The organism is Methanophagales archaeon (assembly GCA_021159465.1).
Taxonomy (GTDB): domain Archaea; phylum Halobacteriota; class Syntropharchaeia; order Alkanophagales; family Methanospirareceae; genus G60ANME1.
The window spans coordinates 1-6,735 of record JAGGRR010000180.1; the positions used below are offsets into that span (position 1 = coordinate 1).

A 6,735-nucleotide genomic window follows, 5' to 3' on the forward strand; every position below is an offset into this window, starting at 1 on the left:
CATTCCATGCAATTGACGATATTGATGGACTCAGCGAGCTCAAATTCACCGTAGTGAAACTAAGCGACCCGAATGTCAATCCTATCTCTGCAAATACCAGCAATGGAAGCGTGAAAGTAAGAACAGGTATCTGCGGCGATGTGACTGGTGATGGCAACGTGAACATGGGGGATTACTCTTTACTCCTGAACAACGTAAGTTATCCTGGAGATCCTACGTACGCACTAAAAAATGAGTGGGCTGGTGATGTGACCGGCGATGGTAGCATAAACATGGGAGATTACTCTTTACTCCTGAACAACGTAAGTTATCCCGGAGATCCTATGTACAACCTGAAATGCAGGTAGTTAAGGATGACATGAATACAGCTCTGATGGGTAGTGGAAAAACGGAAAAAAGGATATTTCCGGTATGTATTGGAATAGTATCCATTATAGCACTTCCTTTGATTATTGGAGAACATACAACCGAGGATTTCCTCACTGTAAATGCCACTATAGAGACTACCACACTGGGAAACAATGCAACCTATCTTATCACTGTCATGAATACTGGTAATAAAACTGATATCTTCAATCTTACAGCAATCAACGGGGATAACGCGAGCATTGCCCTGTTGAGCACTACTACGTTGATACTTAAACCCGGACAGAGCGTAAACGTATTGCTAAACGTTACTGACAATCTCATACTAGGTCCTTATTCCGTGCTCGTGAATGCTACATCGCAAACAACCAGACTGAGTGACGAGGTGGAGACGATAACTGCAGTGGTTGAGGAATGAGAGGAAGAAGAATGAAAGGTAAAAGACCACGAGATTTCACGAGAAAAAGTTCTTTTGTAATCAGTGCAATCTTGTGGTTAGTAGTTCCGGTAGCAACCGCACAACTCGCCTCTTCGCCATGGTCCAAGTTCCACCATGGCCTCAACTATACCGGGTTAAGTCCCTATCACGGACCAAACACAACAACATTAAAGTGGATATTTCCTGCTGAAGATGGTACAATATTCATAGACACTACTGGCTGGGATTGGTACACTCACTCGAGATTGTATGCAATAGCCTCCGACGGCACCCTCTATATCGAAACCTGTAGCACTTGTGGCGGCAAGTTATATGCTTTTGATGTTAATATGCCACCAGTGCTCAATCCCATTGGTACCAGAATCGTTGACGAAGGCTTTGCCCTTAATATAACGATTACTGCATCCGACCTCGATGGAGATGTGCTAACATTCAGCAATAACGCTTCGTTTGGAGCTTTTACACCCATCAACAGCACTGCTAATCTTTGGAGCTGGACACCTTCCTATGACGATGCTGGCACTTATTACATTGATCTTGGCGTTAGCGATATCAAAGGTGGAACTGATAATGAGACCGTGCGGATTACAGTGAATAATACTAACACTGCTCCGGTGCTCGAAGAAATAGGAGACAGGTCGGTTAGTGAGAATTCCATGCTCGCATTTGCCATCTCTGCTACCGACCCTGATGGCGATGCATTGACATATTCCGCATCCAACCTGCCCCCTAGGGCAACTTTTGACCCGAGCACGAGAAAATTCGCATGGACGCCCGCTTTCGAACAGGCGAGCATCTATCCTGACATGCATTTCGCGGTCACCGATGGTGAATTAACCGATTTCGAGAATATCCCAATAACAATAACCGTAAGGGGCATATCAGTTCAAATAGCTGTGGAACCAGAGAACATTACCGTTCAACCGCAAGACCAGTTTGATGTGAACATTACGGTTGACCCTTGTGGGAATTCGGTCTACGGTATTCAAATCTGTTTACGCTACAATATCAGTGTGTTACGAGCCGAAATGCAAACCAAAGGACCTTTACTCGGAAACATTGGCGAGACAATCGTCATTACCAATAGCATAGACCACACAAATGGCATCATTTCATATGCAGAGACAAGAAAAGGTGATATTGGCGGTGTAACTCTACCCGATACACTCGTAACCATTCATTTCACCGCACTACAGCAGGGAGCGAACACGAATTTGAACCTCAGCAATGTAATTGCCGTAGATGATAATGCAACACGGATAGAGCCCGTAAACATCATTAATGGTACCGTTCAGATATGCGAGAACATGCATGGAAGCAGGAACTTGGGTTCTGACGGTTACGAGCCTTTTAATGACATACTCACAGTTGAAGACAACGGAGAGTCCGTCCTTGATAACAGCACTTCTTTTCCGGTGAACGTGTTCATTGCTGGTGACGCAAACGGGGATGGCGTCGTGGACATCTTCGATGCGGTCATCGATGGCGCTAACTGGGAGCATGTTGCATGGTAAAAGTAAAATATAGAAGCGATAAGGGGAGTGAAAAGAAGAAATGCAAATAAGGCGTTTGATAGTAATGTTAGCTCTCGCTCTTGCTATACTGTGTGTTTTTGCACAGCCTGCACTGGCAGCACCAGTGGTAAGTATAGAGCCATCATATCAGAAGATACTGCAGGGGCAGAACTTCTCAGTGAACATAACCGTTGACCCTGGAGGTGTGGAAGTGATGGGTGCTCAATACACGCTGTATTTCAACAATACACTGTTAAATGCAACGAAACAGGAGAAAGGTCCTTTTCTCAGTCAGGATGGCGCTTCTACAAACATATTTGCAAATAAGATAAACAATACCCTCGGCGTGATAAAATATGGAGAAGCAAGAATTGACGTTGATTATGGCGTTACATCACCAGGTGTACTGGCAACCATTACTTTCCGGGCGCTGGAAACCGGAATATGCGGTCTGAATCTCACCAATGTGAAATTGAGCGACCCGAGTGCACAGCCAATTCCGGGAGTTTCAGTTAATAACGGAAGCGTAGAAATTAACGAATCAGTATTCATAATATCGGGCTTTGTTACATATAACGATGGCTCGCCGGTGAACAATCCCAATGTGACGATAACGAACCTGAACACCAGTGAGGTCTTTACAGCAGAAACTAATCAGAGCTCCAATTACTACCAGGTCTCTACAAATTTACTTCACATAAGCGGAGGTGATAGTTTATACTTCAATGTCAGCGATGACATCGGTAATTCCACGGAGTTCGACCATATCGTGACGGAGGGGGAGATAAACGCCAGCGGATTCTATCAGAACATTACCATTTACGTGCCTGACACTACACCACCTGTAATAACCAATATCAGTGTGATACCGACTGCGAAAGATTCGGCAACCGTAACCTGGGATACTGGCGAGTTGAGCAACAGTATGGTCAAATATGGCACTCAACCAGGAAACTACACTGAAACGGCATATAACGTATCCTATGTCCTGCATCACTGCATTGTTCTTTCAGGGCTGGCTCCGAACACTACTTATTATTTTGTGGCGAACAGCACAGACCCGAGTAACAATTCAGCTCAAAGTTCGGAAAACTCTTTTAAGACCTTTGCAGAGATAATTATCAGCATCAGCGATGCAAGTGCGCTATCAGGTGAGTATATTACTACTTCCATCAACATCAGTAACGTAACCCGCATCGGCACCGCAGACATCTTCCTTTCTTACAATCAATCGGTAGTTCACGTCATCGCTGTTAACGACAGTGATTTCGATTTCATTGATGCTGTGATTGACAATTCCACAGGTATAACACGAATAGGCGCATTCCAGACCGCATCAGCGGGTCTCAACGGTGAGGTACTACTCGCGAACGTAACATTAAAGGCAGTGGGTAATGGCGGTGAATCATCGGCACTGAATATCACCATTATTGAATTAAAAGAAGCAGGTCCTGAGGAGATTTCTATTCCCGCAACCACGCATAATGGAACCTTTATCATTGGAGAGATTACACCGCCGGTAGTAACGAACCCTGATGCGAGCCCGGCATCCATACCAGAAGATACCGATTCCGAGCCGAGATGGGGCGAAACATCGCAACTGAACATCACCGTGACCGACGATTGCGGAGTTGTAAGCGTGACAATAACCCTCACCCCGATAGGAGGTCCCCCAGACCAGCCAATGACCCGCATACCTGGTACCAATATATGGACTGTAACAGTTAATGCTTCGGCTGGAACCGCGATATATAATGGCAGTTACCTTCCTCGCAATCTCACAGTATCCGCAACCGACATATTTGGCAATATAAACGAATCGGTGAGCGTACCATTGATAGTCCTGCAGAACGGTGATGTGAGTGAGAACGGGAATGTAACGCTATACGATGCTATGTATCTTGCGAAGCATGTGCTTGGCAAACCCGGCTTTGAAACGATGAATGAGCGAGTGGGAGAAGTCAGTGGTAACAACGAATTAAGCCTTTACGATGCTATGTATCTTTCAAAGCACGTGCTTGGTGAATCAGGCTTTGAAATACTGCATTAGGGGGTGAGAAAAGGGATGAAGGCATACATAAGTGAAAAGAAAAAGATGAAAATGATAGTGTGTATGCTATTCTTTTCATTAGCTTCGATGACCACTGTTCCAGCATCAGCAACCACCATTTCAATTGACAACGTGTTCATGAAGCCAGGAGAAGATGCTGTTACACCCATCATGATTAACAACGTATCAAATCTAGGTGTTGCAGATATCAATCTCACGTTTGACCCTTCGGTGGTTCATGTGCTATCGGCAACGAGTAGCGATTTTGACTTCTTCCACGCTGTCATTGACAACTCCACTGGTGTTGTGAGAATGGGCGGGATAGATTATGGCGATGGATTGAACGGTGACATCAAGCTTGCGGAAATCACGTTAAAGGCAGTGGGGAACCATGGAGAAGCCACAACATTGGGCGCGAAGATAAATGAACTGAAGGAAGCGGGCGCTATTGAAACTTCCATACCTGCAACAGAGGACAATGGCACTGCATTTATCAATATCCCGCCTGTTGCTATTGCCATCCCCATGCACAGTTACAATATTGTGGGTAATATTTACGTGTGCAAAGCAGTCTTCAATGGCTCCAATTCTTATGATCCGGATGGCGATGCCATTACGAACTATAGCTGGGACTTTGGCGATGGATATTCAGATGAAGGACGCATGACAGAACATATTTATTCCACTTATAACTACAATGGGACAGGCTACGAACCCTTTAATCTCAGTTTGACAGTGACGGATAGCGGAGGTCTCACGAACACAACCATCACACAAATAAATGTATTCATCGCCGGCGATGCGAACGGCGACGGTGTCGTAGATATATTCGATGGTGTCATGGTAGGGCTGGAATGGGGGAAAAAATGCACCGATAGTAGTTGGACAGCAGCCCAAAGCGACAAAGCAGACCTGAACAACGACTGCGTCATTGACATCTTCGATGGTGTGATTGTAGGAGCAAACTGGGAGGAGGTTGCATGGTGAAAAGTAAAAAGCGAAAAACTTTTTAATAGAAATAAGGAATGAAGAGGTGATAAGAAATGGGAAAAAAAGGTGCAATTATGACCGGTATAGTATTGTACGTGTTACTGATTAGCACGATAGCGGCAGTGCAAGCCACACCAGCAGTTGTGAGTGTATCACCGCCAATGGTGAATACGACACAGGGGCAGATATTTACAATAAACATAACCGTGGACCCGAAAGGGAACGAGATATACGGTGTTCAATACGTCCTGTATTTCAACACCAGCATACTAAAGGCACTGGTACAAACCCATGGAACTTTCCTATCACATGATGGTGTATCCACAGATGTGTTTGTAAACGAAACCAATAACACACTTGGTAAAATCGTATACGCCGAAAGCAGAACGGGAGTGAAGAGTGGAGTAACATCACCAGGCGTACTGGCTTCTGTTTCTTTTGAAGCCATCGGCGCTTCAGGACAGAGCGGTTTGAAATTGAGCGATGTGAAATTAGTCGATCCAAATGTTGAAATTGTTGAGGTTGAAATTAACGATGGAATATGCAATATAGGAAAAGTTACGAGCAAGCCTGCTGTCGTCGATCTCACAGTTGAGGAGGTATATCAAATGCTGAAGGAAGAGCCGGAAGAGATTATTCTGTTAGATGTTCGAACAGAAGAGGAATACAACGCGGAGCATATAGTCATGCCGAAGGTTGGATTAAAGAACATCCCGAAGAATGAGTTAGAGAGCAGACTTAACGAACTGGACAAAACGAAGAAAGTCATTGTTTATTGCAAGACCGGAGTGAGGAGCAAAGAAGCAAGTGGAATACTGGCGAAGCATGGCTTCGTCGTTTATAACATGCTTGGCGGAATAAAAGCGTGGAGACTTCACAGGGATTTCCCTATGTTCAGACCAACGCCAACGCCTTCACCAATGTCATCACCAAAGACAGAACTGACACCTACAATAACGCCTTCTCGCAACCATGCTGCTGCTTCTCCTTCACCAGCACCGGCATCAACATCCACGCCAGAAGTAGTAGCAACAACGCCAACGACAACAACTTCACCAACTCGTGCGATAGGAGGCTTTGAAGTGGCATTCCCAATTGCCACACTTGCAATATCGTATCTCGTATTAAAGAGGTGGAGAAGACAAAATGAATAAAAATCTGGATATAGCAACGGCTGCAACAATTATATTCATTACATTGGTGCAAACTGGCTTTGCAGCGCATATAAGTGTCGTGCCATCGCATCAAACCGCTTTAAAAGGTAAAAACTTTTCGGTTAATATTAGCATAGACCCAGAGGGCAGTGAAGTATTCGGCGCTCAGTATGAACTGCACTTCAATAATTCACTGCTAAATGCAACTGCACAGGATAAGGG

7 protein-coding genes are annotated in these 6,735 nt (G+C 44.9%); all 7 read left to right on the top strand.

All coding sequences use genetic code 11. The features are described 5' to 3' along the window. Positions 1–347: dockerin type I repeat-containing protein (locus J7J01_08030; protein ID MCD6210814.1), on the top strand; the 347-nt coding region annotated here is incomplete at its 5' end. 11 nt (positions 348–358) lie between these two features. Then, the gene (locus J7J01_08035; protein ID MCD6210815.1) at positions 359–784 is read left to right on the top strand and encodes a hypothetical protein; all 426 of its coding nucleotides are present in this window, start codon (positions 359–361) and stop codon (positions 782–784) included. Positions 785–795: 11 nt separating this feature from the next. After that, positions 796–2,319 carry a hypothetical protein gene (locus J7J01_08040; protein ID MCD6210816.1) on the top strand — a complete coding sequence of 508 codons (1,524 nt, stop codon included), beginning with the start codon at positions 796–798 and terminating at the stop codon, positions 2,317–2,319. Between the two features lie 40 nt (positions 2,320–2,359). Continuing rightward, a complete protein-coding gene (locus J7J01_08045) occupies positions 2,360–4,369 on the top strand; it encodes a fibronectin type III domain-containing protein (GenBank protein MCD6210817.1) in 2,010 nt (669 codons plus the stop codon). A gap of 45 nt (positions 4,370–4,414) precedes the next feature. Continuing rightward, positions 4,415–5,356, top strand: coding sequence for a PKD domain-containing protein (locus J7J01_08050; GenBank protein MCD6210818.1), 942 nt, complete (start codon positions 4,415–4,417; stop codon positions 5,354–5,356). Between the two features lie 56 nt (positions 5,357–5,412). Then, the gene (locus J7J01_08055) at positions 5,413–6,513 is read left to right on the top strand and encodes a hypothetical protein (protein MCD6210819.1); all 1,101 of its coding nucleotides are present in this window, start codon (positions 5,413–5,415) and stop codon (positions 6,511–6,513) included. Next, positions 6,506–6,735 (top strand): hypothetical protein (locus J7J01_08060; GenBank protein ID MCD6210820.1); only part of this gene is annotated, 230 nt, incomplete at its 3' end. The genes J7J01_08055 and J7J01_08060, both read left to right, overlap by 8 nt.

Coding starts and splice junctions, on each gene's coding strand:
- J7J01_08035 (MCD6210815.1), top strand. CDS start 359: ATGAATACAGCTCTGATGGGTAGTGGAAAAACGGAAAAAAGGATATTT.
- J7J01_08040 (MCD6210816.1), top strand. CDS start 796: ATGAAAGGTAAAAGACCACGAGATTTCACGAGAAAAAGTTCTTTTGTA.
- J7J01_08045 (MCD6210817.1), top strand. CDS start 2,360: ATGCAAATAAGGCGTTTGATAGTAATGTTAGCTCTCGCTCTTGCTATA.
- J7J01_08050 (MCD6210818.1), top strand. CDS start 4,415: ATGAAAATGATAGTGTGTATGCTATTCTTTTCATTAGCTTCGATGACC.
- J7J01_08055 (MCD6210819.1), top strand. CDS start 5,413: ATGGGAAAAAAAGGTGCAATTATGACCGGTATAGTATTGTACGTGTTA.